Origin of the sequence: Ruminococcus sp. D54t1_190329_F1, from assembly GCF_015551645.1 — a bacterium.
Classification (GTDB): domain Bacteria; phylum Bacillota; class Clostridia; order Lachnospirales; family Lachnospiraceae; genus Blautia_A; species Blautia_A faecis.
In genome coordinates this window covers 1-25630 of record NZ_JADNDC010000024.1, presented here as the reverse complement: position 1 = coordinate 25630, position 25630 = coordinate 1, and the positions used below count along the sequence as shown (strand labels likewise).

Sequence of the window (25630 nt, the reverse complement as noted above, 5' to 3'; positions counted from 1 at the left end):
CCTCTTAACTCTCTGATTGTACCTCCCCTTCACGGTACAGAAGTCTTTCCAGTGTAGGATTTATATGCAGTTCCTTCATAAGCTGCACTGTACTCTTCATATCTTTTGGTTTGCCTGTCTTTACAGCACGGATCAGCAAATTCTTGGGTGTATGCTCCATATCAATAAATTCCAGAATCTGAGTTTCGTATCCCATACTTTCCAGCAGATTGGCTCGAATTCCATCTGTCATCAAAGCAGCCATTCTCTCCTTAAGAATGCCATATTTCAGTACAGGCTCCAACACTTCATTTTTTATCTGTCTATTTACCTCATGCTGACAGCAGGGTACAGACAAAATAACTTTCGCTCCCCATTCCACAGCCTTCGCAAGAGCATAATCTGTAGCTGTGTCACAGGCATGCAAGGTTACTACCATATCAACAGAAGAAACACCTTCATAATCAGCAATATCTCCCTGATAAAAATGCAGTTTTTCATATCCATACTTTACTGCAAGATGATTACATTTTTCTATTACATCTGTTTTCAGATCCAGACCAATAATATTTACATCATAACCTTTCAGTTCTCTCAGATAGTAATACATGGCAAATGTAAGATAGGACTTTCCGCATCCAAAATCAAGAATAGTCACTTCCCGCTGTTGATCCAGTCTTGGAAGAATGTCCTGAATAAATTCCAGAAATCGATTGATCTGTCGGAACTTATCGTATTTTGGGGTGATAATCCTGCCTTCCTTATTCATAACACCAAGATCAACAAGAAAGGGGACTGGAATATTTTCCTTAAGTATGTACTGCTTTACACGATTGTGGGCCAATATCTGCGTGCCCTTGCTGAAGGTCTTTTCCTTTCCGAAAGCCAGACCTTTTCCATTTTCGGGATGACGTCTGGTCTTTATGGTCATCTTTCCTTTTTTGCTTACCAGAATAGTTCCATCCAGCGCCATCCCACTTGCCTGAAGCTGAGAAAAATCATGCTGCAGTCCCGCTTTTAAATATAAGATCAGTTCCTCTCGGGAATAATTTTTATGGAGCACTTTCGTTCCTACAGTTTCAGAAGCCTGATAAACCACCTTCCCCCGGATTTCTACAGGGCGTATTTTTACTTTGGATGGTCCGTCCCCTCTGCTACCGCTTAGGATAGCCTGACACAGCTGTTCATTTATCTGTTCCTCTAAATATTCATCTATTGTTTTCATTTTTATTATAATTATTTTCTTTTATATTCTGTAATCGTTACTGTTCACTCCGCTCACAGCAACCTCTAATTGTCATTTTGATGCGTCTTATCTGTAAAAATCTCCCCTGCATCTTCTTCGTCGGCATCTTCTTCGTGATATTTCATGAAAAAGAAGCACTTCTACCAGATCACCAAGAAGTCCATCAGACATTGCTTCTATACCAGCCTCTGATCTTACTTCATCCATGATTTTCCTACCAAGGTGATACAACATAAACCGGTCAGGATATTCATCATAAAGCCGGCTGCCTTCATAATCCTGAAGATCACATTCTTCTTCCACCTTTTCCTGTATCTTTCTGGCAGTGTCCGGATAGTAGGATTTCATCAGAAAAAATTCCTCTTCCTGTTCCTTCTCTCCCCGGTAGAACAAGGGATTTGCATAGCTTGTGTAAAATGGATAAAAATCTTTATATATCATATCAGCAATTTCGATTCCTTTTCCATTTCACTCTCATTATATGCAAGCTTCCGTTTTTCGGTCAATTGCACCATTTTTCAAATACGCGCCAGCATATTTAAAGTAAGCCTCACACTATGGTCAACAGCTGCTTTCTCAAATTCGCTGTAATCCATCTGCGCACTTCCATCAGCCTTATCAGAAATAGCACGGACAACCAGAAACGGAATTTCATTTAAGTATGCTGCCTGTCCAATGGCTGCACCTTCCATTTCAGTCGCATATGCTGAAAACTCTGATACAATTCGATTCTTAACATCCTGATCGCAGACAAACTGGTCTCCAGAAGCAATTCTTCCTTTAAATACCTGAATATCCGGATTTACTTCCTTACATACTTCTGCAGCAAGTCTGCGGAGATTATCATCTGCATTAAAGAAAAATACAGGCATTTGCGGAATCTGTCCCTTGCGGTATCCAAATCCGGTAGCATCCATATCATGCTGTACAACATCTGTGGAAAGAACAATATCACCAATATTAATATTTTTATTTAAGCTTCCTGCAATTCCTGTATTAATGATCGCATCTACTGAAAATACATCTGCCAGAATCTGAGCACAGATACCAGCATTTACCTTGCCAATTCCGGAACGCACTACAACAACCTTTTTTCCAGCAAGTATTCCCTCATAAAAATCCATGGAAGCTTTTTTTATAATTCGTACATCTTCCATTTTTTCTTTTAAAATCGCAACTTCAACTTCCATTGCGCCAATAATACCAATTGTTTTCATTTAGCATTCTCCTCTGTTTTTGAAAGTTAACTGCTTCTTCATCTGACATTATACCAAAACTTCTTGCTATATCCAACTTAAATTTGGCATGGAAACTTATAATATCTTCTGCTATAATGAGAGAAGGTGCAAAGCTATTGCTGTTCATAACCTGACCAGCGTTCCTGAGCTCCTGATTTTACATAACGATTGGAGGAAAAAACAATGGAATATAAAACAAAAGGTGTTTGTTCTATGGCAATTCAATATGATATTGATGATGAACAGAAAGTTCACAATGTGAAATTTATTGGTGGATGTTCTGGAAATACACAGGGAGTTGCCAAACTTGTAGAAGGTATGCCGGCGAAAGAAGTAATTGCACGCCTGGAGGGAATCCAGTGTGGACGCAGACCTACTTCATGCCCAGACCAGCTTGCCACTGCTTTAAAAGAAGCGATTTCATAATTACTTCCCCGGGATTTTTGTCCCGGGGATTTCTTTTCAGACTGTAACACTTACCCATCAGTTCTGTCCCATTTATCACATAAAGATTGGACATCCCTTGAAAACTTCTCCAGATCTTTGTTTGCACAGCCCTCGTTTTTGCGTATGACGGAAAGCAATCTGTATCCAAGCGCAAGCAGCTTTTCGTATACCTTTGCAGCCTTAGATGCTTTTTGTAACGCAGCAGGCTTCTGTATCTTAACGCCCTCTGCCTCGTACAGAAATTCGCCTTCAGCCAGATCAAATTCTGTTCCACTGAATGGCGCATATGCATCATAGTTCATCTCATCACGCAGTCTTGCAGCAAACAGTTCTGTCACAGTATCCTCGCCATGAGTAACAAACACTTTCTGAGGCTTTACTTCAAATGCTTTTATCCAGTCAACCAGACCATTTACATCTGCATGGCCACTGATTCCCGGCATACGGCAGATTTTTGCTGCAACATGCACCGGTTCACCAAAGAGTTTTATTTCCTGAGTTCCTTCCAAAAGGGCGCGTCCCGGAGTTCCAACAGCCTGATAGCCCACAAAAAGAATGGTGCTGTCCTCCCGCCACAGATTATGTTTCAGGTGATGTTTAATTCTTCCTGCATCACACATTCCACTGGCAGAAATAATCACCTTACAGTCATCATCGAAATTGATTGCTTTTGAGTCTTCACTTGTTACGGATATCTTCAAACCAGGAAAGCTAAGAGGATTGATTCCTTTTCGAATAAGTTCCAGAGCCTCGTCATCAAAACAATCATATTTATGAATACCGAAAATATTTGTTGCTTCATTTGCAAGAGGGCTATCTACAAACACTTTAAAATTATCATGCCCGTGAATAAGGCCTTCTGCTTTTATCTGTCTGATAAAATACAGCATCTCCTGCGTTCTTCCCACTGCAAAAGAGGGAATTACCACATTACCGCCCCGGTCAAAGGTCTCCTGAATGACATCTGCCAGAAGGCGCACATAATCTGGTCTCTCTCCGTGGCTCCGGTCTCCGTATGTAGATTCCATTACCACGTAGTCTGCTTTTCTAAAATAGGCAGGGTCTTTTATAAGCGGCTGATTTTTGTTTCCTATATCTCCCGAAAATACAATTGTTTTTTCAACTCCAGCTTCACAGATATTCACCTCAATACTGCTTGATCCAAGAAGGTGACCTGCATCAATAAACTTTACTCTCAGCCCCTCGCCAAGAATTATTCCAGTCTCATATGGACAGCCTACAAAATTACGAATAACCCCTAATGCATCCTCCATGGTATAAGCTGGAACAAATTCAGGCTTCCCCTGACGTTTTGCCTTGCGGTTACGCCATTCTGCCTCAAACATCTGGATATGGGCACTGTCACGGAGCATAATATCGCAAAGATTACAGGTTGCCTCTGTGGCATATACAGGTCCTTTAAAGCCTTTTGCGTAAATAGCAGGAAGATTTCCGGAATGGTCCATGTGTGCATGTGTTAAAAGCACAAAATCTAATTCTCCCGGAGGCACAGGAATATCTTTATTTTCATAATAATCAGGTCCCTGTTCCATTCCACAGTCTACAAGAAACTTTTTTCCTGCTGCTTCCAGGTAATAGCAGCTCCCGGTAACTTCATGTGTTGCTCCAATAAAAGTGATCTTCATACAGATTCCCCCTTTTACCCGAACTCTTACTTATATTACATATATTTTTCTGTTTTTATGGCATAACATCTTCACTATTTATAATATGCTGAACAGAGCTGACAAATTTCGCTGAATCAGCCTGGCTTGCCATACTTCCGGCAAGAATACCGATTGCAGCAAGAACTGCAATCCCTACTGCCTTTCCATATTTGTACCAGGGTTTATTTTCTTCTTTTTCAAACTGACGTAGCTTATCAGAAAATCCTGCAATAAAATCAATTTCCTCAGCTGAACTTTCTGTTGATTGAGCATCTTTTAAATTTTCCTCTTTGGACGCCTCGTTCCGGAATCCTGGAAACTTCACTATTTCAGCAGTCTTTGTATCATTATTCATAGCTTTTGCAGAATTGGCCTCATTTATTTTATCTTCATCCAGTTTGCCTTCTGCTTTCATTTTCTTTAAAAACTGCTGATACGCCTCATCCAGTTCCTCATCCGAAATCTCAAAATCATTTGCAGCATTTCCAAGAAGACTTTCTTCTATCATTTTTGCTTCTTTGATCATTTCAGCTTCTAACAGACTGTCGGTTTTCTCTCCTATCTTTTTTTTGTTCATTTTTTTCTCCCAGATTTTTTTCTTTTCTTGACAATTCCCTTTTAGGGGTTCATATTTATTAAATAGGTCGCTATTCACAAAGTGAACTGTAACTATTAAACACTTATTCAGGAGGATCCTATGAAGCATATTATCCTTACCGGCGGTGGTACTGCCGGACATGTTACCCCGAATATTGCTCTGATTCCCGCTTTACAGGAAAAAGGTTATAAAATTTCTTACATCGGCTCCTACAATGGTATTGAAAAACAGCTTATTGAGGAGCTTGGTATTCCTTACTATGGAATTGCTTCCGGTAAATTAAGACGATATTTTGATTTGAAAAACTTTTCAGATCCATTTCGCGTTATAAAAGGCTATTTTCAGGCTAAAAGTCTTATGAAAAAATTAAAGCCTGATGTAGTATTTTCCAAAGGTGGCTTCGTAACAGTACCAGTGGTAATTGCCGCAGGCAAACGCCACATTCCGGCAATCATTCATGAATCTGATATGACTCCGGGACTTGCTAATAAGCTTTGCCTTTCTTCCGCCACAAAAGTCTGCTGTAACTTTCCAGAAACTGTAAATAATCTTCCAAAAGATAAGGCAGTTCTTACAGGTACTCCTATTCGTCAGGAGCTTCTCCATGGTAATAAAGAACACGCTCGCGCATATTGTGGTTTTACTTCAGATAAACCAGTTCTTTTGGTAATTGGCGGCAGTCTGGGTGCTGCTTCTGTAAACGAAAATGTACGAAAAATTCTTCCTGAACTGCTGAAAGAATTCCAGGTTATTCATATTTGCGGCAAGGGAAAAACGGATGAAAGTATCCAGCTGACAGGTTATGTCCAATATGAATATGTTCAGGAACAGCTTCCTGACATGTTTGCATTGGCAGATGTAGTAATCTCCCGTGCAGGAGCTAATGCTATCTGTGAACTTGCCGCACTTTCAAAGCCAAATCTCTTAATTCCATTGTCCGCAAAGGCAAGCCGCGGTGATCAGATTCTCAATGCCCGCTCCTTCGAGCGCCAGGGTTACAGTATGGTACTGGAGGAGGAAGAGATTACAGAAGCGTCTCTCTTAGAGGCAATCCGCAAACTCTATCAGGAACGTAATAAATATATTGCGGCTATGTCTGCAGGCAAAAACTTAAATTCTATTCAGCATATTGTGAATCTCATTGAAGAATGTATTCATTCCTGATTTTACACTGCATACCTCTGTTATTTAACAGAGGTATGCTTTTTAATTTTACTCTTTTTCCAGTCTTAAAATTTCTGCTAAAAGCCATTTTCTGGCTCTAAGTACTCTGTTATTTACATTATTTCTTGTATAGCCAAATTCGCGCGCTACTTCTTCAGTAGATACACCTTCCATTACAACTCGCATAAAAATCATATAGTTAATTAAATTTTTCCGTCGCAGGCCTTCAAATGCCATTGATAAATATTTCTGTTTTTCCAGCCCCAGTAATGCCGCTTCTGCGCTTTCTGTAGTACGATACTGCAATTCAGCCACATCATTGTCAAACATTACTTCCCGCTTTACATATGATTTTCTCAGGTAGTCCCTTCCTTTATTGGTTGTTTTCCATACCACCAATGCGTGAAGCTTTTCTTCGCTGGAAGCATCCAGTCTCTCTTTTATTTCGTAAAAGTATGAAAATACCTCCTGTGTAACATCCTCGGCTGTAAAACGGCTTTGTACAATTCCATTTGCGATTTTAACAGAGACTTTATAATACCGTCTGTAAAATGTGTTAAATTCTTCGCTATTCATCTTGTGTACCCCGTTTTCTAGCAGCTTTTCAATTTCTCCAGGATTTCATTTTTCACCTCGTCTGTTAAAGTTCCAGGTTTCCAGGTAATTCCCACCTGATCTCCTTCATATCTCGGAATCAGATGCATATGAAAATGAAAAACAGTCTGTCCTGCCGGTTCGCCATTATTTTGTACAATGTTAAAACCATCGCACTTTAACGCCTCGGTCATTTTTGTGGCCATTTTCTTTGCCAGAATCATTGCTTTCGCAGCCATATCATCTGATATCTCATAGATATTAGCCGCATGCGCTTTCGGCAAGATCAAGGCATGTCCTTTACTTGCAGGACCCAGATCCAGAATTACTCTGAAGTCTTCATCTTCATACAATGTTGCTGATGGAATCTCTCCGTTTGCAATTTTGCAAAAAATACAATCACTCATAGTCTTATCCTCCCAAATAGAATATATAAATTATACGTCTGATAATAGCGAAAATCACATTTTTTTCCAAAATTTTTTAAAAAATTTTTGGAACAGTATTTTTTATTTCTGTCGAATAATCTCGATTTTTTAAGTACGATTTTATTTGTCATTTGTCCACTTCAATGATACACTTCACTTGAGGTGAGCTTATGAAAAATAATTTAATCTTAAACAAAAAACAGGATGAATTTCATCTGATACTATCACGATTTTCCCATGAGATACGCAATCCCATAGCACTTATTAACAGTGAGATTCAGATGATTGAAGACACACATCCTGAAGTTGTCTCATTTGATTACTGGAATGATATTACAGCTAATCTGGAGTATACCAAAGAATTGTTAAATAATCTTTCGGATTACAATAATGCCCATAAACTTGAACGGAAAAGAACTGCTTTTACTGCCTATCTTAAGGAAATTATTTCCAGTATCCAGCCCACTTACCAGTACCTGGGCATTACCTTAAAAACTGATATTTCGCCCTCACTGCCTGCCCTCTTTATTGATCCCGTTAAATTAAAGCAGGCTTTACTGAATCTGCTCAGAAATGCAGCAGAAGCAATTTCCAGTGCTGATGGAAAAGTAAAATTATGTGCTTTTTCCAGTGACCAAAGGGTACATATTGTCATAACTGACAATGGATGCGGCATACCGGAATCACAGCTGAATGAAATTTTTACTCCATTTGTAACATTCAAAGAGGGTGGAACCGGACTGGGGCTGGCAATCACCAGAGAGATCATCCAGGCTCACAGCGGAAACATTTATGCAGAAATTGAATCCGATGGGGAAACATCCTTCCACATTGTTCTGCCAGAAAAATTTCCCGGATGATAAAGAACTGCCGCCAGGATAAATCCACAAACCATGCCGCCAACATGGGCTGCATTATCTACACCAGTACTTGTAAAACCGAAATACAATGAGAATCCGGCCATGATCATCATCTGTCGTACGGAAATATCCTGAATTCTTCCATGATTTCGAATAACTACATAGAGCATTGCTCCCATTACTGCAAAAACGGCACCAGAGGCACCAGCTGACACTGCATAATCCGCTGATTTCATTTCCATAATAAAAGAAAAAATATTTCCACCAAGACCGCCAAGAAGGTAAATTAAAATAAATTTAATCTTCCCTACAACCGGTTCCAGGCGCTGTCCCAGTACAAAAAGGACAAGCATATTATTGGCAATATGATAAATTCCAAAATGCAGAAACATACAGGTAAATAACCTGTATATCTCTCCATTTTCAAGAATCAGCGGTGGATAGGCGGCTCCACACTCAATCATGTGAGCAGTATTTTCTGATCCGCCGGTAAAATCAACAACAAGAAATATCAATATATTCAGAAGTATAAAAAGAACCGTTATTGGTTCTTTTTTTATTTCTTCCACGCCATCACCTCGATATTTTCAGTCTACTTTCAACACTGTTTTCGTTACTTTCTGATAATAGAATAAGTATAGCACAATTTCTCTGATACCTCAACAGATCAAACCCGGTAAATTTTTAAAATCTGTTATTTTATTTCAGAAACACATACCTGGCCTGCGCAAAGTCTATCTGATCCTGATCCTGAAGGCAATATTCCTCATCCCCTTTTAAAATTTTGCCATTTACAGATGTTCCATTGCGTGAATTCAAATCCGTAAGATAATATTCTCCCTCCCGTTTCCGTATCTTCGCGTGTATCCGGCTTACTGTAGGAAGTTCGATCACCGCATCCGCTGCATTCTCCATTTTTCCAATTACCGTAAGTTCATTCTGAAGATAAATCGTAGCAAGTTCACCAGGTTCACGGCTTACAAGAGTTGCCGGTCCAGTAACAATATTCGCAGATAAAACCACTGTTTCGCCGCAATTTTTTTGTGATATTGATATTTTTTCTTTTTGGTGCAATACTTCTGCTGTATTTTGCATTGAAGTCGTGTTTCTTTCAATGCTATCTTTAAAGTTCACCTTATCTTTTCCTGAGTCTTCACTCACTTTTTTATTTTCTCTTTTATTCTGTATTTCCAGATGTCCCTTTTTCTCATGTCTGATGCAATTCTTATTCTTTATAACGGACACACCCCAGGTACACAACATTCCAATTACCATAATCCCAGCTGCCACTCCCAGAATAACCTGCATAGATACCCTCGGCAGATACCCCAGTGTTTCTGCGGCCACAACCACCAGTGCAAAAAATCCAGCTGCTACACACCAAATCAAAAATCCTTTAGACGTACCCCCAACATCTTTTTTCTTTTTTTCAGATAATTCTTCCTCCCAAAGCAACTCTTCCAGATGTTCTTCCTGAGGCTTTTCCTCTTTTGACTCCCCATAATTTTCAAACAGATCAATTTTCTCACTGCCATCTGAATTACACCTTTTCTCTGTCATAGTGCCTGATTCCTGCAAAATTGAGGAACCAACTGTTTTTTCTATTTCCTCTCTATCCTGATAAAGTTCCTTTTTTATATATTCCAAATGAAAACTGTCTTCCAAAGCTCTTCTGTATATTCCATACCCAAGCATTACAGCCTTTGAGTCTTCATGATCCAGAATCGGAAGAATATACTCTGTCAGTTCCTGAAATTTCTGTCTCACATCTTCATCATATCCAGGAAGATAACAAAAATAGATCTGTCTCTTTTCCACATCTACATACATATACTCTGGCTTCAATACTAACCTGCATGGATTCAGCAAATATTCTGACATATCTTCCATCACCTGCACAAATCCACCCAGGATCATCTGAAGATCTTCGTAACCCATTTTCTTTTCTTCATAAAGAGAAAGCAAAGACTGTTTGGAGGTAATGTCATAACACACCATAAACTGTCCATCAACTCCCTGCACTCTGCATTTAAGAATAGATGGAATCGAATTGCCAACCAGCATTCTCATCTGATAAGAAGAAGTATCTGGTTCTTCATTTTCATACAGCACAAGATAATTTCCATTTATATCTCTTTTATATTCTGATTTCATTTTTTACCCCTTCAGCTTATTTGACACTTCAGAAAGTCCCTTTACTTTTCGGATCCAGGTTACCGGTTTTATTACTTTTACACTTCCCTTTACCTGCAAATGACTGTTAAATCCTCCATATACGGAAAACATATCAAGATCATACGTTACCTGCACTTTTTTTCCTTCGCTGACCTGAAGTTTCAGGTTTTTGCTTTCATAAAATCCGGTGTTCCCAAGTTCTTTTCCTTTTTTTAATGCTTTATCACGACTTTTCCCTTCTGGCCGTGCCGTTTCCATACTGCCGTCAAGAGCTGCTTCGTAAGCCGCGGCTGTGAGCCAGACCTTATTATGTACGTAAAAAAACAAATACAAAGTTATCATCACAACCAGCAAAAGCAACGGCATTAAAAGTGCTGCTTCTATTGTCATGCTTCCCTTTTTTATTCTCTTTTTCAATAAATTAAACCTCCAATATATCCCAACATAAGGAATGGAACGAAAGGCATCTCAGTCTTTTTCCCTTTGCCTGACAGAAATAACACCACAATTCCCCAAAAACAGCAGCAAAAAAGTCCCAATAAAAATGCTGACAAAAGTTCCTCAAAAGGCAGTACTGTCCCAAGCGACAGAAATAAAAGACCATCTCCCATCCCGACAGCGCCTTTCGAGATGATACTGAGCCCGATCACAGCGGCCCCCATACAGACATTCCATACCAGATTCACACTCACAGTTCCAAGAAAACATGCTCTTACCATTCCCACAATTCCAAATACACCAATTGACAAAAGTGAAACTTCTCTTGTGTGTATATCTTTCCAACTGTTAATTCCAAGAAATGCAAGAATACAAATTCGTTCCATTATTTTATTCCCCTTCCATTTCTTCTTGTTAACCACATCGTTTACATGCATGCAGATTACCAGCTTCCGACTCTTTTACCAGACGTACGGACCTTTTTAAGCCGCTGCAATTTTTGTCATTATGATAACGTTTTCCAGATTTTGTGATATAAACTGTACTTCCTGGAGCTTGCCCTCTACTGCAGCTTTCACATGCATGATATTTCTCTCCATTTTCATTTCGTCTGGAAGAAACATTTCCACCCGACACTTTAGTAACCGACAAATTAAGGTGACTGCAATTCAGCTTTTTGTGATATACCGAACCTGAAACCGTTACATACACCATATTTTCCGGTTTTTTATTCTCTTCACTATTCCCATTTCCTCTGTCCGCGCCAGTCCAGGCATGAACCCTCACCTTGTTATACTGCCATTTAGCCGGAAGCGGTATCAATCCGCCAATTGGCTTGTATTTGTAAACATCAGGAAGCGTAATTTCTTCTACTCCGTCGCCTCCCACCACATACGCATACATTCCGGCTTCCTTTGCACTCTGGCACAGTTTGCTCAAGTGTTCCGTCTGAATTCTGTATACATCCATAAAATGTATCATTGTCACCATTCCAAAGAAAAAGAGTGGAAGGGCAAAGGCCGCTTCTATCGTGAGACTGGCTTTTTTTACCTGCTCTTTTATTTCTTTCCCAAAGGCGCACAAAGACACTTTTCCGAAAAGACTTCTGGCAGAAAACGGGGACTTTCTGACAGACCGGATTCCCAGAGAACTCTTCCTTCTTGTTCTGCTCCTTAGAGCCTGTATATCTTTTCTCTTTTTTCTTTTAATCAATTTTCCATCTCCTTTCCGGGAAAGCATCCTTCTGCGCCTTTCTTATATAGTAATATGGCAAAAGACAATCTATTTTCCAGCTAAATATAGTGATATTCCCGCGTTACGGTAAACACTTTTCTTTTATTTGCCTTTACATCCACAGAAGCCTCCAGTGCAGTAATGCAATGATCCAGACAAAATTCATTCCAGTCTTCCATCTCCCGAAACGAACTTTCAATCATATCCATACCCCCTTTAACTTTTTGCGCCTTTGAAGTTGTCAATAAAAATATCTGCAAATAATCCTCATAGGATAACCCGTTTACATCGTTTTGCCTGTCCGTATCCAGCTTATCTACCAATGCCGGTAGCCCCTGCAGCGACAGCTGCCAGTTAGAGGCATTCTTAGTTAAAGACACTTTTCCGCCGGCAAATAGCTCTCTTACATCCAGAATACTTTCAGCAAAAGCCCAGCATAGGATCAGCGCACCTTCAATCACCACAACTGCCGGTGGAATAAGAAATGCGGCTGCAATTGCCGCTGCCATGGCATGAATCTGCCCCATCATAAGCGCATCTGAAACCAGATATGCAACATTAAGTCCTTCCCGAACCATCAAAAGTTTTTTCGCTACATCTTTCAAATTTGCCTCATCACTGTTTTTCTTTCCAATAATGTACTCAATCTGATAGCTTAAGCCGCTCTTTCCTGGTTCTATATAGTTTCCCAGTTTTTCCATAAGATATTGCTGATACAAAACCTGGGAAAGCATACTTCCATCTGCTTTTACGGAATCCTCCATTGCCAATCCTGTTTCAAGTTTTCTTCCTGAAACCAATTCTTTAGTTTTTACCTTTTTGTCAGAAACTTCTTTTCCAAAAGGGAGAACCAGATCCAGAAGTCCCATTTTTCGTACTTTTCGAATTACTGGAATAGGATTTTCAACTTTTGCAGGAGGATTCTTTTCTGTCACAGACGGAAGCATTTTCCCATCTGTAAACCCATCCTGCCCATTCTGCTGTTCCTGTTTCTTTTTTTCTTCCAGCAAAGCCTGACTTTTTTGTTGTGCAGTATCCATTTCACTTTCATAATTTTCAATGGTTCCTTTACTTTCTATCTCATTGCCTTGTCGCTCCGCTTCAATTGTCTTTTTCTGCATATCTTGAATTTTGTTTAAAAGGAGCTTTGCCCCATGGCTTCCAAGAGTTTCTTTCATGTATTGGACTGCCTGCTGATAAAAGACTTCACCTTCTGAATCTGTCATCAGAAGATAACCGGAAATGCCACCCTGCTGTACTGACAATTTCTGACTATTTTGCTTCATCACAGGCTTCATATAAGATTCCAGATTATCATATATAGAGGCCAGATTCATTTCCTTTCCCCCACAGGCTCCGTCAACAGCGAACAAGTCAAAATCCTTTAAAAGGGACTTGTCATATTGTCCAAATAAAGAATACAGTCCAATATCCATCCCATTCAAAATCTGAGTTCTGGCCGCAGCCATTCTTGCTGACTCGAGTCCTGAGCTCAGCAGGGACAGAATAAGTCCAAGGGTTAAGGCCAGAAAAACAGTAATACTTCCTCTTTTTACCATGGCGCACCTCTCCTTTTCAAATCATTTTGTTAGTTGGAAATCATTTAAATAGAATTACTTTGCTTTGTGATCTTTGACAGAATATTCTTCACAAGACTGGTCAACTGGTCTTTAAAAATCATGACCAGTGCAATAAGAACTACAAGGATCAGAATAATTTCCACAACGCCTACAGCATCTTCTTCCCACAGAAATTCTCTCATCAGTCTGCGCAGTTCGCTCATATTTCTCACCTCCCTCAGCCTGAAAAATTTCCTTTGGCACTTTTCTTTTTAAATATGAAAATCGGCCTTCGGATTGGATTTATCCATAAAAGGACAGACAGGCCGGCAGCATAACAATAGCCATTACAACGCCTAGCATCAGTATCATTGGGAATAACAATTTGGTAGTTGCCGCTTCTCCTTGAACTTTTGCTTTTCTTTTCCTGTCATCCCAGGCTTCCACAGATTCTTTTTCTAGCATTTCTCCCATATGGCGGCTGCCTTTCTGAAGATTCTGGATCAATAATGTTGCAAATGTTTTATATTTTACATGTCCGCACCTTTCACCAAAGCGGCGATAGGCTTCCATTTCTGAAATTCCACTCTCCATTTCATGGCAGGCAGTAACAATCTCTTCATATGCAATACGTTTTTCATTTTTGTTTTTATAATCCGAAGCCATCTTCCTAAACGTATTTCGAACAGTCATTCCAGCCTGCACCAACAAGGTGAACTTCATGATCAGTCCCGGATAGTCCATCATCAGTTCTTCATATCTTTTCGTTCTGGCTTTCTGCTCTTCTCGCGCAATTATAACAATCATGACAAATGCTGCTGCAAGGAAAATTGCTGCCAACATGTTTCCGGTAGTATCATAAGGTATTTTCCACTCCAGTTTTCTTCCTTCCCAGTCAGATGGAAGATAATAATACTCAGAGTCTTCCAGTTCGCTGTTATAATTTGCTACAAATTCCAAAAGCTTCTGTTCTTCGTCTTCCTCTTTCGTCAACACTTCCGGCTGCCCGGTATCTTCCTTTTCCAGTTCTTTTTCCGGGATCTGTACATAGACACTGCCTGTTTCTTCTCCTTCCACGGATACCATAAATTTTTCTTCATAAGCATTTTCCTCCTTTTTCAACTCATAACCGTCTTCAAATACCTGTCCGCCACCTTTTGTCCAAGTCAGCAGTCCTCCTGTTATATTTCCTGCCAGAGCAACCACAAGAAACATCTTTCTGCCTTTTACCGTACCAATGTTTTCTACATGGATCCAACCTAAAGTACTGCATACGGTCAAAAGCAATAATATAACAAAAATGACAATATGGAGCCACATCAACTACACCTCGATTTCCACAATTCTTTTCCCCATCCAGTAAGCAGCTCCATATACTGTAAGACAGACTGTCATTGCACAGATTCCAAATGGATTTCCGTAGAGAATATCCAGAAATCCCGGTGATGCCAGCTGCAGATAAAGAATAATTCCTGCCGGCATAAGACTCATGATCATCTGTTCCGACTTCTTCGCAGCCAGAGTCGCTTCAATTTCTTTTTTTACATCAATCTTATCGCCCAGCATTCGAGCCACTTTCTGAATTACATTTCCAAGATCACCACCGCTTCTTTTTGCTGTATACAAAACTGAAGCAAAGTTTTCAATATCCTCAACCTTACAGCGCTGCCCAAGATCCAGAAATAATTCTTCTACCGGCACACTCACTCTCTGTTGTGTCTCTATATAACGAAATTCAGCTACAATATCTTCATTCTTCGGATATAGCTGCTCTAGATCACGCACACAGGCAGAAACTGCATTTTCCACAGAATATCCAGCCTGTACCGCCACACTCATAGAATTCAATGCATCCCGAAACTGATAATTAAGGCGCCGTTTTCTTTCTCTGATCATCTGTTTCTTCTTCCACTTCAGAAAGAACACAGAAACCGGAACCACAAGTAACATTACCCAAGGTGTTTGATAGAACAAATAATCTACAGCACCACACAATGCTGCACTTTCTCCTATATATTTTAAAATTTCTTTCTGAGAATATCTGTATTTTCCATAATCAACTTTCTGCCTGATCATAATTTCACCCCCGCCCGTTCCAGTTTTTCTCTGTGCAGGAGAGGCTCCACAGGCATCAGACCACGCCCATCCTGCCATTGATACAATGGTTGTATCCTGATTTCTCCATCCGCATACGCACATACTTCTGAAACTTCCAGAAGTTTTCTTGATTTGTCGCGCATACGTCCCAGATGCACCAGAATATCTACGCCAGAGGCGATCTGCCTTCTTACCGCCTGAAGCGGCAGATCCAGTTCCGCCATCAATGTCATTATTTCCAGTCTGGCCAGCATATCACGGCAACTGTTTGCATGAGCTGTCCCAAGACTGCCTTCATGCCCGGTGTTCAATGCCTGAAGCATATCCATAGCTTCCCCACCCCGTACTTCTCCTACGATTATTCGATCCGGTCTCATACGCAGTGCAGACTTAATAAGATCTCTTATACTTACTCCCGGTGCTCCGTTTATGGTCGCTGCCCGGGCTTCAAGGCGCACCAGATTTGCAATTCCTTGAAGCTTCAGTTCTGCATTGTCCTCAATAGTGATAATCCGTTCATCTTTTGGTATGTACTCTGACAAAGCTCCCAGGAATGTGGTCTTCCCACTTCCCGTTCCTCCGCCAATTACAATTGAATACCGGGCCCTTACCAGTTTTTCCAAAAAGGACGCGCACTCTGGAGTTATACTTCCCAGTTCAATCAGCTTTTCCATTGTAATTGGAGTATCCGGAAAACGTCTTATTGTCAGAATTGGACCATTTAATGCTACCGGAGCCACAACCACATTGACTCTGGCGCCATTTTCCAGTCTGGCATCTACTATAGGAGATGATTCATTCACAATGCGATTGCATTTTCCCACTATCTGTTGTATCACATCCTCCAGCTTTTCCTGATCTGTAAAAGACTTCGGCCACCTTGTCAGTTTTCCTTTTCGTTCTACAAAAATAGAATCCGGACCATTCACCATAATCTCAGTTACAGTTTCATCTTCGATCAATTCCTGTAATACATCAAGCTTCCTGACGGAATAAAACAGTTCCTGGCGAAGCTGCACTTTTTCTTTCAGGCTCACTCCTGATTCCCGCAGAGTGTTTACGATCAGCTCATCAATCGTTTCCAGAATTTCCTGGTCTGTAAGTTCCCGGTAAACATCCAGCTTCTCCATGAGCATTTGTCTCAGTTTGCGAAAGATTTCCTGACTCATTCCTTTTCCTTTCTCAGAATTTCCCTGACATAATCTCCAAGTTCACTCCACAGCAGCCCTTCAATATAATTCTCCGGTGCCACATTTCCTCCATGAAAAGGCGGGCGTACCTTTACAGTTCTGGTAAGAATCTGCGGATAATCCCAGATTCTTATCAGGTTTTCGAATTGGGCAATCTTGGATATGGATACCGGATCAGACAGCACTGGCATATAAATTCTCCGGCACATATCCAGAACTTGAAAAGTCCCATCTACAGCCCCTCCAATATCCAGAATCACAAATTCGTAATTACTGTGAAGTACAATCTCCTGTATCAGTTTTTCCCAGTCTTCCCATGCAGTTCCTCGTATGTCCTCTGGCGTACGTACAGGCGGAATGAAATCCAGATTGTTTATTGTCTGTACCATACTGTTCATCTTATAAATCAGATTTCCATTTTCCTGCCGTACAAAATAAAGAAGATCACTTAAATTCTGTGCGAACCCTTTTCCCAACATTTCTTCAAAGCCGGAGTATTCCTCCAGATTCAGATAAAGAACAGCTCTTTCTTTTGCCAGAATCTGTCCTAATGTAAGTGCAAACGATGTTTTCAGGCAGCGCCCCAAAGGAGAATATACTGCATAAATTTCCGTGGTCTTTTTCAGTACAGGAAAAACAGCCGGAGCTACTGCTTTCTCGGCTCCGTAACACGCCATCACTTCTCGCACAACATCTGAAGAGGCCTGATATTTATACACACTTGGATAACGGTCCAGATCCGGTGGGTGCACGCCTTCCGAAAGTATAACAATTTTACCAATTTCCAATTCCTGCACCTGACGGCACATAGCCTTCTGGGAAATCAGCAGCAACTCTATGTGATTCATTTTCCCATAGGCGATCAGACTCTCTACGTTGGTAAATGCCTGAATCTCAAATGGGATATTTTTCTTATGATTAAGATAATCCATAAAATTCAAGGCATAATCCACCTCAAGATCACAGACAGCAAAAATATTCTTCTTCAATAGACACCTCCCGCATAAAGCAATGCACTTAAAAATATAGGAACTGTGAAATGAAAGTTTTCCAACGGCATACCGCTTTTGTAATAGGGTTCTCTTTTTCCTGTTTTGAAATAAACACTGATGTAATGTAATAAGTAAAGAATTCGCTGGCAGACAATGCCGCTTGAAATCATAAGAGCAGCTGATATGACAGCTCCAATCAGAAAGGAATAGGAAATGCAATTGAGAATTTTCGTCGGTCCGATCATGCTTCCAATAACGCTCAAGAGCTTGATGTCTCCGGCTCCCAGCATTCTGAATATGAATAAAATCCCCAGAATCAGTATCGGTACCAGCAGACCGCATATCCAAGATCCGAGACTGCTAACATCCATTTTCCATATTCGCGTAAACAAACTGACCAATACACAAAAAAGCAGCCAGCCATTGTCTACCTTCGCTCTCTGAATATCCATCAGAGCGGCGCAGCCTGCCGCTATAGCAGGAAATATTCTGTAAAAAAGCATAGACGTACCATCCCTTCTTTTACATAGGTTTACTAATAACAGGAGGCTATCTTGAAGTATTTTAGAGCCTGTTTGAGAAAGGCTTTCTGTATTTTATCTTTCGTAGAATAGGGAATAGTCGATCTGAAAAGATGACCTTCGATACCAGATGACTTCTGGTGAGTCTTATTATAGGTTCTCTATCTCCATTTGTCCAGTCTTTTTTTTACAAATTTTTCTAAAAAAACTATAAACCTTTTTGTTCTTGCAGTATAATATTAACGGAGGTAAAATTATGACAATATTAACATGTCTTGGTGACAGCATCACCGATTGTGAACACTGCTTTTCCAGAGATTTCCTTGGCAATGGCTATGTAAAAATGCTGTCAGACTGTCTTAAAAGGGACGGCTCAGACTATCAGGTACGCAATTATGGCACTGACGGCTTTACTATAAACAGACTCCTGCAGAGAATTCAGGGTGATTCTGATTTTACAAGTGATATTATAACAATTTTAATCGGAATTAATGATATTGGATTAATAATGAATACGGACAGAACACCGTTTCAGCAGAGGAATATGCTTTTTTCTTTTTACAAATGCTATGCAGATCTTATAACAATATTAGCAAAATCGAACTCGCGCATTATTTTAATGGAGCCTTTTCTTTTTCCCTGGCCTGCCTGTTATAGAACCTGGCTTCCTTTTCGCCAGAAAATATCACAAATGATCCACCAGCTATCAGAACAGTTTCAAATTCCTTATCTTACATTGCATGAGGAATTGAATGAAAAGGCGCGTCGTTATGGATATTCAGAAATTACTACAGATGGGATTCACCTTACTGAGCAGGGACAAAAATTTCTGGCAGACAGATTGTATAAATTAATTTGCGGCTATTCACCGTACTAGTACATCGTTTTCGAAATAACTATACCACTCACTTGTCTGTGAATCCGATTGCACAGGTATAAAAGCCTCGGCGTAGCCCGCTACGCCTGCGTTTTTATACCTGCACACTCGAATTCACATCCTACGCGATTGGTATAGTTATTTACGAAACGATGTACTAGAGCGTGTTTGAAAAAGGCTTTCTGCAAGATGTGTAAAAAGCAATCTGTCTTATAACAGACTATTTTCAGTTGCATTGCTGGATACAATTATGTATAATGACCCTAAACTTATAAAAGAAGGTTTTTTTATGGATAAAATCATTAAAGAAATTGAAGATATGTCACTAAATGCATGGCCCTCCCATAAAATGGAGCTTTATGATGGATGGATTCTCCGTTTTTCCTATTTTTATACACATAGAACAAACAGTGTGGAGCAGTTCGGAACTTCTACCCTTTCCTGGAGGGAAAAGGTTTCTTTCTGCGAAGCAGAGTATGCCCGACTGGGCAGCCCTGCAATTTTTAAGATCAGTCCTCTGGTTTCTCCGAATTTTGATTATCTTCTGGAAAACCGCAACTACGAAATCCAGCATACAACAAATGTTATGGCAGCCTCACTGGATGGAGCAGATCTTTCTGCGCCTTGCGATCAGGTAACTCTTACTGACGATATTCCAGATATTTGGATTGAAAGTCTTTTTGATCTGAAAGGCACCATTAATCCTGTTCACCGTGCTGTAGTTCCATCCATGTATCATGCCATCGTAAAAGACACCGTATGCGCCTCCATCTGGAGTAACGGAAAAATTATTGCAACCGGGCTTGGCATTCTGGATCGAAATTATATTGGATTGTACGCTATCCATGTTCGCGAAGATTTCAGACACAAGGGTTATGCTCGTCAGATTTGTACTGCACTTCTAAAAGAAGGAAAAAAGAAAGGCGCAACTAAGGCCTATCTTCAGGTAGTAGAGGGAAACACTCCAGCACGTAATCTTTATGAATCACTTGGACTTCATTATCTCTACACCTATTGGTTCCGGGTTCAGACACATACAAACTGAAAACTTTTCAGAGCATGTTTAAAAAAGGCTGCGATCAGTGTTTATCCTGATCACAGCCTTTTATTTGGGAATCGTATTTTTTGACTTATTCAACAAGTTGATTTCTCAAACAATCAACTTTCCAGTAAGTACATTGCTTCATAATCCATCTTATGCCATATTATTTAATTTGGGGTTTTGTATATAATTCAGCTCCTGGACTGCTGCCATTTATACGGTCTTCTTCTCCAGCTTAGCAGGTCTTATGTTTCCTACAACCATGCCTGTAAGCGGGCTGAAATAAAGAAGACTGGTAAGTACGCAGTAGATTGGAGTCATGATTGCAAACTGTACAAGACGTCCTGGCATAATTGCATAGAAGTTTGCTCCGATCATTACCAGTCCTGCAGTGGTCAGTCCAAGTGTTCCCACTACGCCAGAGACTGCAATTGCGACACACATAACAACAGTCTTTACTTTTCTGTTCTTTTCAGCCATTAGTTTTCCAGCCAGTCCGGGGATCACACCCCAGGCAACTGCTGATAAAGTAATCAGTGGATTAACTCCATAGCCTTTCATAAAACATCCAATGATATCGGCAACAGCACCTTCTACACCACCAGCTACAGGTCCCATCCAAAGACCTGCCAATACAGTGGCGACAGTTCCCAATGTAATTCGATATACACCAAGATCAATTACCAGAACGCGTGACAGCACAAGCTGGATTGCTACCAGCAGTGCAAGGAATACAAGAGTCTTAACACTCCATGTCTGTTTGTTTTTACGCATAAAAAAAACACCTCCATAATGATTAAAATAACAGAGTAGTTACCATAAATAATAATCCCTCCACATTATGAGATGTTCTCACATGTAGCAACGGGTGCGGAAAATATATCGTAAACAGTCCTGCTGCTTTTCGTTTCACGGCGACTCCCCAGCCAATGAACACTTGACGCATAAATTCCTACTTCGCTATTATTTATTTAAAATGATTATAGCACAAAATATAGAAATTTCAATATGTATTTGTTATAATATTCACATAAATAAATTAGTCGTTACTGTTTACTGGTAACGTTCCGCGAGTGTTTTTTGTGAACAAAGTTCACAGAAAACCCGAGAATCTTAGCGCGAAATCATGCGAATGCATGATTTCTGTGCATCGCGAAGCGCGTTACTGGTCACGGAGTGAACAGTAACAATTAGTCGTTACTGTTCACTGACAAATGTTTGTGCATACTCTCCTCTTTTTCGCATATTCTAAGAATATCTTCCCTTATATAGGAAAAATATTTGACAAAAAGGAGTGTTTCTATGAATATAAAATCCACAAACAAATCATCCTGCCAAAAACAGCCGCCACTACAGAATCCTTACAATGTTTTTTATAATAATTACATGAATACAAATGCTACTACAGAATGTACAGGACTTGGCTATCGTATGCCGGATAACTCGGAGGAATGGAATGCCTGCCGAGAGGTTTTCGATTTTCTTCCTGTACCATTTCCGGATTCGGAGGATACAAAGCAACAATGAAAAATTTCACAAAACTATTACTTGGCTCTTTGGTACTGTTCTCTCTGTCAGGATGTACTGCCGGTGATATGATCACCAGCTATACTTCTATTTCTGACCAGAGTGAAACCACCTTACAGAACACTTCAGAAACACCCAAACAGCGTGTTTATATGGATGAAATCAAAGGAACCCTTAAGGATTTCACCGGTGCCACCCTGACTATGGAAAGCCAGGAACAAACTTACGTTTTTGATCTTTCTGAAGCAACTTTGGAATGCGAAGATGGCATGATCACTGGAGATGAAATCAGTGTCATTTATGAGGGGCAGCTCTCTAACAAGGATACCAGCACTGTAAAAGCATTGAAAGTAGTAGACGACTTTCACAAAAAGAATCAGCTGGAAGTACGAAAGGCCTATGGGGAAGTACAGAGTCTGGCTCCAAATACCATTACCATAAAAAATAAAAAAGGCAAAACAGCCACCTATCCAATCACTGGAACAGAACAATATTATCAGAATGGCATCCGTACCGGTGTATGGGTATACATTCATTTTAAAGGCAAGTTTGCTTCCAGTCAGGATACCCAAAGTTCTTCTCTTAATGCCAGTCATCTGAAAGTACTAAGCATTTCAGATATTGATCCGCTTACACTTCCAGATCCAACACCAACACCAGATCCTGCACAAGTTCCTGCCGATGACTCAGCAAAAGAACAGCAGATTCATGCAGAAATTCAGAATATTTCCCTGAATACGCTCACAGTTCTTCCCTCTGGCTCTGATAGCACAATAAATGTAGATTTGTCTCAGACTCCTTCTTACTTTAAAGGTGGAACAGCACCAGGCTCCTATGTAACCATAACTTACACTGGACAATTTCAGGGAAATTCACTGGATGGTGTTACTGTTACAGCAGTCACCGGTGATGATCCGGATTCTCTTGGAAGCCGGGAACTTACCAGCACAGTCAGCGGTACAATTATAGGCCATACAGCAAATACCGTCACACTTCAAACTGGCGATGGCGCAACCATAACCTGCTTTACAGAGGGGGCAAAGGATATCTCCACCAGTAATATGGAATCCGGCGCAGGTATCTGCATTACCTTTGATCCTACAAAATCCAAAAATTCCAACATTTATACATCTATCAAGATTCAGGACGCCTGAAGGTGTCCTGAATCCTTTTCTCTCCATCTGCCAGCCAGGCTCTCACATCCCCGGATTCTCCCAGAATGTCCATAAATGCCTGGTATTCATCCATTAAGCCCTTCCCATGTAAGACCATATAAGCTCCTGCATCACTTCCAAGAGCCACCTTTGCTCGGTACTTGTATGCCAGACGAAGGTTCTTTGCGGCCAGTTCTATAATAGGATCCAGCACTGATTCCTTATATCTTCCACATCCACGAAGATTTCGAATTGTCACAAGAGTAGGAACCCATACACTATCACTGTCAGCTAATTCTCTGATTGTTTCCGGATCAATATAATTTCCATGTTCTACCGAATCCACACCAGCTTCCACAGCTGCCTGTACGCCATAAATCCCATTGGTATGGCTCATCACCGCCATCCCTTCTTCATGGGCGATATGTACCATCTCACGGACTTCCTTCCTGTCTAAAGGCGTTCCGGTAATCTGTCCATGGTTATTAAAATCCAGAAGTCCTGTGGTCATAATTTTAATAAAATCTGCCCCTTTGTTTTTCGCTTCTTTCAAAAGGACATGGTATTCTTTCATAGTGTCAAAACCTTTTCCCACGATAGAGCCATAGTGTCCATTTTTATGGATGGCAAAAATAGGAGTACGATAATCAATTCCATATTCTGGTGCCAGTTTCCTGGCTCTTTCCGATACTCCTAATGCATCTCCACCATCTCTTACAAAGACAATCCCCAGCTCTTCATAAACTTTCAGATGTTTCCGTATCACTTCATCGTTTACATGATCCTTATGAATAGAAATTGCATCTTTATAATTCAGTCCATCCATGATCAGGTGCGCATGACACTCTCCAAACATTTCTTCATATAACACTGATTATCTTGAAAAATAATTCAGCTTTTCCTTTCTTCCGCAGAGCGTGTTTGAAAAAAGGACTTCTGCAAGATGTGCGTCACAATTTGTGGGAGATTTTGTCCGGAGGAGGGCGTCGTAGCGGGCTACGACAACCGAATTCGGGCAAAATATACCGCAAAGTGGGGCGTACAGATTGCGGGAATGCTTTTTCAAACACGCTCTAATACGGATTTTTTCAATCCTCTTTTATTCTTTATTGCAACTATTCAGCGGGTGCTATTCCGCAAGGTGCTTTTGCGAAGGAACTGAACAACTGCTATTTATTTTCGAAAAAGGCTCGAATTTCTTTCTCGGAAGCCTGCACAGACCCCTGTACAAAGAAAGGCTTACCGCCTCCCCTGCCATTCAATACTGCATTCATCTCTTTTGTAAACTGACGTAAGTCTCCGTCTTTTTCTCCCATAGCATACTTATAGCTTCCATCTGCATTCCTGGAGAATACTGCACAACGCCCCTTACAGACCTGTAAAATTGCATCTGTAAGCTTCTGAACGCTTCCTGCTTCCATTCCTTCCTGGAATAAAAGCACATTCTCTTTTTCTTTCCATTTAGCAGCTTCGCCAACGATAAATTCTTCTTCTAACGCATGTACTCTTCCCTTCAGAGCAAAATTTTCATCCTGAAGCCTTGCTACCGCTGACGCTGTTTTGTCCATTTTCGCAGACAGCTTCACGGAAATCTGACGATTCTGTTCATTTACCATATTCAGATAATCAAGCACTCGCTTACCTGACAGCATTTCCATACGAACCCCCTCACGGAATTTCACCACAGAAAGCAACTTCACCATTCCAATTTCTCCAGTACGCGTCACATGAGTTCCGCAGCATGCGCAGGTATCTGCTCCTGGGAAGCGCACAATACGAACCCATCCAGAAAGCTCTTTCTTGCTTCTGTAATCCAGATTTTTAAGTTCCTCCTCTGTAGGATAAAAAATCTCAACTTTCTGATTTTCCCAGATAATCTGATTCGCTTTCGCTTCGATTTCGGCCATTTGTTCTTCATCCAGCATTCCGCTGAAATCGATGGTGATCACATCGCTTCCCATGTGAAATCCCACATTGTCATATCCAAATGCTTCATGTACCAGCCCACTTACAATATGCTCTCCGGAATGCTGCTGCATAAGATCAAATCTTCTGCCCCAGTTAATTTTTCCTATTACATCCATACCGACTTCCAAAGGCCCATCTGTATAATGAATTAGCTCTCCATCCTTCTCATGAACTTCCTTAACATTTATTCCGCCTAATATACCGGTGTCACTGGGCTGTCCGCCTCCTTCTGGATAAAAAGCTGTCTGGTTTAAAATTATTTCATAGCCTTTCTTGCTCTCACGACACTCCAACACCTTGGCGGTAAATTCTTTTTTATATACATCTTCATAATATAACTTTTTTGTCTCGTACATAAATGCTCCTTCTTTCATAAATTAAACAGCAGGATTTATTTCTATCTTTTATTCACGAAACTGATTATAGTCTATTTATGCTCTTCCCGCAATTTTTATTTTTTCTCTGTATTTAGTCATTTCAGGACGCGTTCAAATATACCGCAATCTCCCACAAAGTGGGGCGTGCAGATTGCGGGAATGATTTTTCAAACACGCTCTAGTAGTACATCCATCTAGTTTTTAAAGTGTTGTTGGATATAGCTTTGCCAGTTTAATTCTGGCATCAGCTGTCGTGAAC

31 protein-coding genes and 1 riboswitch are annotated in these 25630 nt (G+C 40.4%); of the genes, 8 read left to right on the top strand and 23 right to left on the bottom strand.

What is annotated here, in order from left to right:
* Positions 1-4 precede the first annotated feature (4 nt).
* The 3 genes from I2D69_RS12180 to I2D69_RS12170 all read right to left on the bottom strand — a co-directional run bounded on the left by I2D69_RS12180 (position 5) and on the right by I2D69_RS12170 (position 2442).
* Positions 5-1204 (bottom strand): methyltransferase, encoded by a 1200-nt coding sequence (locus I2D69_RS12180; RefSeq protein WP_195379967.1) that lies wholly within the window; start codon positions 1202-1204, stop codon positions 5-7.
* 87 nt (positions 1205-1291) lie between these two features.
* On the bottom strand, positions 1292-1666 hold the full coding sequence (locus I2D69_RS12175; protein WP_173734974.1) for a hypothetical protein: 375 nt from the start codon (positions 1664-1666) through the stop codon (positions 1292-1294).
* A gap of 77 nt (positions 1667-1743) precedes the next feature.
* The gene (locus I2D69_RS12170; RefSeq protein WP_195379966.1) at positions 1744-2442 is read right to left on the bottom strand and encodes a 5'-methylthioadenosine/adenosylhomocysteine nucleosidase; all 699 of its coding nucleotides are present in this window, start codon (positions 2440-2442) and stop codon (positions 1744-1746) included.
* A gap of 204 nt (positions 2443-2646) precedes the next feature.
* On the opposite strand from I2D69_RS12170, the gene I2D69_RS12165 reads away from it, so the two are divergent.
* The gene (locus I2D69_RS12165; protein WP_118577996.1) at positions 2647-2889 is read left to right on the top strand and encodes a TIGR03905 family TSCPD domain-containing protein; all 243 of its coding nucleotides are present in this window, start codon (positions 2647-2649) and stop codon (positions 2887-2889) included.
* Positions 2890-2939: 50 nt separating this feature from the next.
* On the opposite strand, the gene I2D69_RS12160 is transcribed toward I2D69_RS12165, so the two are convergent.
* Positions 2940-4556 (bottom strand): MBL fold metallo-hydrolase, encoded by a 1617-nt coding sequence (locus I2D69_RS12160; protein WP_118577997.1) that lies wholly within the window; start codon positions 4554-4556, stop codon positions 2940-2942.
* Positions 4557-4611: 55 nt separating this feature from the next.
* Complete coding sequence (locus tag I2D69_RS12155; RefSeq protein WP_195379965.1) at positions 4612-5154, bottom strand: hypothetical protein; 543 nt, start codon at positions 5152-5154, stop codon at positions 4612-4614.
* Between the two features lie 120 nt (positions 5155-5274).
* Between I2D69_RS12155 and I2D69_RS12150 the strand changes: the two genes are divergently transcribed.
* Positions 5275-6339, top strand: coding sequence for an undecaprenyldiphospho-muramoylpentapeptide beta-N-acetylglucosaminyltransferase (locus tag I2D69_RS12150; RefSeq protein WP_148462202.1), 1065 nt, complete (start codon positions 5275-5277; stop codon positions 6337-6339).
* Positions 6340-6387: 48 nt separating this feature from the next.
* On the opposite strand, the gene I2D69_RS12145 is transcribed toward I2D69_RS12150, so the two are convergent.
* Together I2D69_RS12145 and I2D69_RS12140 are read right to left on the bottom strand one after the other, a co-directional pair.
* The gene (locus I2D69_RS12145; RefSeq protein WP_118578000.1) at positions 6388-6915 is read right to left on the bottom strand and encodes a sigma-70 family RNA polymerase sigma factor; all 528 of its coding nucleotides are present in this window, start codon (positions 6913-6915) and stop codon (positions 6388-6390) included.
* 17 nt (positions 6916-6932) lie between these two features.
* Positions 6933-7340, bottom strand: coding sequence for an HIT family protein (locus I2D69_RS12140; RefSeq protein ID WP_118578001.1), 408 nt, complete (start codon positions 7338-7340; stop codon positions 6933-6935).
* Positions 7341-7531: 191 nt separating this feature from the next.
* Between I2D69_RS12140 and I2D69_RS12135 the strand changes: the two genes are divergently transcribed.
* Positions 7532-8221 carry an ATP-binding protein gene (locus tag I2D69_RS12135; RefSeq protein WP_148462200.1) on the top strand — a complete coding sequence of 230 codons (690 nt, stop codon included), beginning with the start codon at positions 7532-7534 and terminating at the stop codon, positions 8219-8221.
* Here the strand turns inward: I2D69_RS12135 and I2D69_RS12130 are convergent.
* The 12 genes from I2D69_RS12130 to I2D69_RS12075 form a co-directional block, all read right to left on the bottom strand.
* Entirely contained in the window at positions 8152-8790 is a 639-nt protein-coding gene (locus tag I2D69_RS12130; protein ID WP_226855113.1) for a rhomboid family intramembrane serine protease, read from the bottom strand. The two genes, I2D69_RS12135 and I2D69_RS12130, sit on opposite strands and share 70 nt — an antisense overlap.
* Positions 8791-8920: 130 nt before the next feature.
* On the bottom strand, positions 8921-10375 hold the full coding sequence (locus I2D69_RS12125) for a DUF6382 domain-containing protein (protein WP_118578003.1): 1455 nt from the start codon (positions 10373-10375) through the stop codon (positions 8921-8923).
* A gap of 3 nt (positions 10376-10378) precedes the next feature.
* Positions 10379-10813 (bottom strand): TadE/TadG family type IV pilus assembly protein, encoded by a 435-nt coding sequence (locus tag I2D69_RS12120; RefSeq protein ID WP_226814859.1) that lies wholly within the window; start codon positions 10811-10813, stop codon positions 10379-10381.
* A complete protein-coding gene (locus tag I2D69_RS12115) occupies positions 10810-11220 on the bottom strand; it encodes a prepilin peptidase (protein WP_187566134.1) in 411 nt (136 codons plus the stop codon). The genes I2D69_RS12120 and I2D69_RS12115 overlap by 4 nt, the downstream gene beginning before the upstream one ends.
* 28 nt (positions 11221-11248) lie before the next feature.
* Entirely contained in the window at positions 11249-12046 is a 798-nt protein-coding gene (locus tag I2D69_RS12110; protein ID WP_195379964.1) for a hypothetical protein, read from the bottom strand.
* 80 nt (positions 12047-12126) lie between these two features.
* Entirely contained in the window at positions 12127-13626 is a 1500-nt protein-coding gene (locus I2D69_RS12105; RefSeq protein ID WP_195379963.1) for a DUF5702 domain-containing protein, read from the bottom strand.
* Positions 13627-13670: 44 nt separating this feature from the next.
* On the bottom strand, positions 13671-13850 hold the full coding sequence (locus I2D69_RS12100) for a Flp1 family type IVb pilin (protein WP_118578007.1): 180 nt from the start codon (positions 13848-13850) through the stop codon (positions 13671-13673).
* A gap of 79 nt (positions 13851-13929) precedes the next feature.
* On the bottom strand, positions 13930-14946 hold the full coding sequence (locus I2D69_RS12095) for a type II secretion system F family protein (RefSeq protein ID WP_118578008.1): 1017 nt from the start codon (positions 14944-14946) through the stop codon (positions 13930-13932).
* Positions 14947-14949: 3 nt separating this feature from the next.
* A complete protein-coding gene (locus I2D69_RS12090) occupies positions 14950-15702 on the bottom strand; it encodes a type II secretion system F family protein (protein ID WP_173719046.1) in 753 nt (250 codons plus the stop codon).
* On the bottom strand, positions 15699-16892 hold the full coding sequence (locus tag I2D69_RS12085) for an ATPase, T2SS/T4P/T4SS family (protein ID WP_195379962.1): 1194 nt from the start codon (positions 16890-16892) through the stop codon (positions 15699-15701). Before I2D69_RS12085 ends, I2D69_RS12090 begins: the two co-directional genes overlap by 4 nt.
* Positions 16889-17902: a hypothetical protein gene (locus tag I2D69_RS12080; protein ID WP_118578011.1), complete on the bottom strand. Its 1014-nt coding sequence runs from the start codon at positions 17900-17902 to the stop codon at positions 16889-16891. The genes I2D69_RS12085 and I2D69_RS12080 overlap by 4 nt, the downstream gene beginning before the upstream one ends.
* Positions 17899-18408 (bottom strand): prepilin peptidase, encoded by a 510-nt coding sequence (locus I2D69_RS12075; RefSeq protein WP_118578012.1) that lies wholly within the window; start codon positions 18406-18408, stop codon positions 17899-17901. Before I2D69_RS12075 ends, I2D69_RS12080 begins: the two co-directional genes overlap by 4 nt.
* Positions 18409-18682: 274 nt before the next feature.
* Between I2D69_RS12075 and I2D69_RS12070 the strand changes: the two genes are divergently transcribed.
* Positions 18683-19303, top strand: a complete 621-nt coding sequence (locus tag I2D69_RS12070) for a GDSL-type esterase/lipase family protein (protein WP_173770902.1) — start codon at positions 18683-18685, stop codon at positions 19301-19303.
* A 289-nt stretch (positions 19304-19592) separates the two neighbouring features.
* Positions 19593-20348 carry a GNAT family N-acetyltransferase gene (locus I2D69_RS12065; RefSeq protein WP_173770903.1) on the top strand — a complete coding sequence of 252 codons (756 nt, stop codon included), beginning with the start codon at positions 19593-19595 and terminating at the stop codon, positions 20346-20348.
* 210 nt (positions 20349-20558) lie between these two features.
* Here the strand turns inward: I2D69_RS12065 and I2D69_RS12060 are convergent, their stop codons facing one another.
* Entirely contained in the window at positions 20559-21119 is a 561-nt protein-coding gene (locus I2D69_RS12060; protein WP_173718422.1) for a folate family ECF transporter S component, read from the bottom strand.
* Positions 21120-21205: 86 nt separating this feature from the next.
* Positions 21206-21307, bottom strand: a riboswitch (THF riboswitch).
* Between the two features lie 340 nt (positions 21308-21647).
* Here I2D69_RS12060 and I2D69_RS12055 point away from each other — a divergent pair.
* The gene (locus tag I2D69_RS12055; RefSeq protein ID WP_118578827.1) at positions 21648-21872 is read left to right on the top strand and encodes a hypothetical protein; all 225 of its coding nucleotides are present in this window, start codon (positions 21648-21650) and stop codon (positions 21870-21872) included.
* Positions 21869-23026 (top strand): hypothetical protein, encoded by a 1158-nt coding sequence (locus tag I2D69_RS12050; protein WP_195379961.1) that lies wholly within the window; start codon positions 21869-21871, stop codon positions 23024-23026. Before I2D69_RS12055 ends, I2D69_RS12050 begins: the two co-directional genes overlap by 4 nt.
* Here the strand turns inward: I2D69_RS12050 and I2D69_RS12045 are convergent.
* Positions 23007-23897, bottom strand: coding sequence for an amidohydrolase family protein (locus I2D69_RS12045; RefSeq protein ID WP_319017125.1), 891 nt, complete (start codon positions 23895-23897; stop codon positions 23007-23009). The two genes, I2D69_RS12050 and I2D69_RS12045, sit on opposite strands and share 20 nt — an antisense overlap.
* Positions 23898-23900: 3 nt before the next feature.
* Positions 23901-24050, bottom strand: coding sequence for a DUF6783 domain-containing protein (locus I2D69_RS21115; protein ID WP_334285800.1), 150 nt, complete (start codon positions 24048-24050; stop codon positions 23901-23903).
* Between I2D69_RS21115 and I2D69_RS21110 the strand changes: the two genes are divergently transcribed.
* Positions 23982-24188 carry a DUF6783 domain-containing protein gene (locus tag I2D69_RS21110; protein WP_347708395.1) on the top strand — a complete coding sequence of 69 codons (207 nt, stop codon included), beginning with the start codon at positions 23982-23984 and terminating at the stop codon, positions 24186-24188. The genes I2D69_RS21115 and I2D69_RS21110 overlap by 69 nt on opposite strands.
* Positions 24189-24195: 7 nt before the next feature.
* On the opposite strand, the gene I2D69_RS12040 is transcribed toward I2D69_RS21110, so the two are convergent.
* The gene (locus I2D69_RS12040) at positions 24196-25350 is read right to left on the bottom strand and encodes an alanyl-tRNA editing protein (RefSeq protein WP_195379960.1); all 1155 of its coding nucleotides are present in this window, start codon (positions 25348-25350) and stop codon (positions 24196-24198) included.
* Positions 25351-25630: the final 280 nt, after the last annotated feature.